Raw genomic sequence first — 1,774 nt, forward strand, 5'->3', positions numbered from 1 at the left:
TGGACGGCCACATCGCCGACACCCTGATCGTCGCCGCCCGCACCGAAACCGGCATCACCCTGTTCCTGGTCCCAGGCGAGGCCGCCACCCGCACGCGCCTGACCATGGTGGACAGCCGAAATGCCGCCCTGATCCGCTTAGACAACGTCGCCGTAGGCCCCGACTCCGTCCTCGGCCACGCCGGCCTCCTCGACACAGTCCTGGACCGAGCCCGCGCCGGCCTGGCCGCCGAGATGCTCGGCAGCGCCAACGAAGCCTTCGACCGCACTGTCCAATACCTGAAGGACCGCAAGCAATTCGGCGTCGCCATCGGCAGCTTCCAGGCGCTGAAACACCGCGCCGCACACATGTTCTGCGAAGTGGAGATTACCCGTTCCGCCGTCCTCGCCGCCGTATCGGCGCTGGATCAGAACGGCAATGACGCCGCGGCCCTGGTCAGTCTGGCGAAAGCCAAGTCCAACGAAACATTATACCTGTGCGGTAACGAAGGCGTCCAAATGCACGGCGGCATCGGCATGACAGACGAGCACGAAATCGGCTTTTTCATGAAACGCGCCCGCGTCGCGCAGGCCAGCTTCGGCGACACAAGCTTCTGCCGCGACCGCTACGCCCAACTGATGGGGTATTGACGCGGCCATGATCATGACAAAGCCAATATCAATGTGACCCGGTGTAAACCGCCGCTTCTACTCTTCGCTCAACACACAGTGGCCGATCAGCACGCCGATTGGAAACGACGCCAAAATCCACGCCATCAGAATGTTCAGCATTGCGCTTGGCAGCAAGTGCAGCATGACGATACTGACCGCCACAAGTGCCGGCGTACCAAGTATCGCGATCAGCCCGAGTGGTCCATCCTCTGTCCCCATAGGCCGCATTCTCCCCAGTATTAACAAGCCACCTGCTTCCCCAAACAGGCGAGAGGAGACGAATGCACAACACATGCCAAAATACGAAATGAAGTCAGATCAACCAGTTAGCAGAGTCGTTCTCGCGGCCTTGTAAGAGATTCGTAAACATTTCTGACACCAAGGCGGCCAAACCGACCGGTCAGTCGATGCCCGTTGCGATGTCATGGAACAACCTGGCCGGCAGCCCGCCGCCCATGACCCCCTTCATCGGCCGGTCGTCGTCGTTCCCCATCCACACCCCGATCAGCTTCCCGTTCACCGACCCCACGAACCAGGCGTCGCGAGAATCCTGGGTCGTGCCTGTCTTCCCCGCGACAACCCGCCCCGGCACCGCCGCCGCCCGCCCGGTCCCCCGGCTGACCACCGCACCCAGCATCCGCGCCATCTTCGCCGCATCGTCCGCGCTGATCACCCGCTCCGGCGCATGCGCCATCTTGTCCAGTCCGTACGGCACCACCCGGTCGCCGCCATTGAAGAACGGCGCATACGCGGCGGTCAGCTCCAGCAGCCCCACCTCCCCGGTGCCCAGCGCCAGCGATGCCTCCCGCGGCAATTTATCCGCGATTCCCAGCCGAGCTGCCGTCGCGGCAACCGCACTGGCCCCACCCGACCGCAGCAGCAACCGTACCGAGGCGGTGTTGATCGACTGCGCCAGCGCCTCCTCCAGCGTGATCTCGCCCAGGTAGCGGCGCTCGAAGTCCTGCGGACTCCAGTTGCCGACACGGATCGGCGCGTCCAGCACGGTGTCGTCGGGTGTCATGCCGGTTTCCAGCGCGGTCAGCCACACGAACGGCTTGAACGCCGATCCCGGCTGCCGCCTGGCCAGCACGGCTCGGTTATACGGGCCGGCATGGTAATTCCGC

The 1,774-nt window shown here is 64.0% G+C and carries 3 protein-coding genes; 1 reads left to right on the plus strand and 2 read right to left on the minus strand.

From position 1 onward, the window contains the following. Nucleotides 1-629: acyl-CoA dehydrogenase family protein (locus GSQ89_RS14755; protein ID WP_216856175.1), on the plus strand; the 629-nt coding region annotated here is incomplete at its 5' end. 57 nt (nt 630-686) lie between these two features. On the opposite strand, the gene GSQ89_RS14760 is transcribed toward GSQ89_RS14755, so the two are convergent. Together GSQ89_RS14760 and GSQ89_RS14765 are read right to left on the minus strand one after the other, a co-directional pair. After that, a complete protein-coding gene (locus tag GSQ89_RS14760; RefSeq protein WP_158926424.1) occupies nt 687-869 on the minus strand; it encodes a hypothetical protein in 183 nt (60 codons plus the stop codon). Between the two features lie 181 nt (nt 870-1,050). Beyond that, nucleotides 1,051-1,774 (minus strand): transglycosylase domain-containing protein (locus GSQ89_RS14765; RefSeq protein WP_254073212.1); only part of this gene is annotated, 724 nt, incomplete at its 5' end.

Source organism: Acidisphaera sp. S103, from assembly GCF_009765975.1.
Classification (GTDB): Bacteria; Pseudomonadota; Alphaproteobacteria; order Acetobacterales; family Acetobacteraceae; genus Rhodopila.

Bases quoted from the DNA above. Each gene is read 5' to 3' on its own strand.
- GSQ89_RS14760 (WP_158926424.1), bottom strand. From the start codon at position 869: ATGGGGACAGAGGATGGACCACTCGGGCTGATCGCGATACTTGGTACG.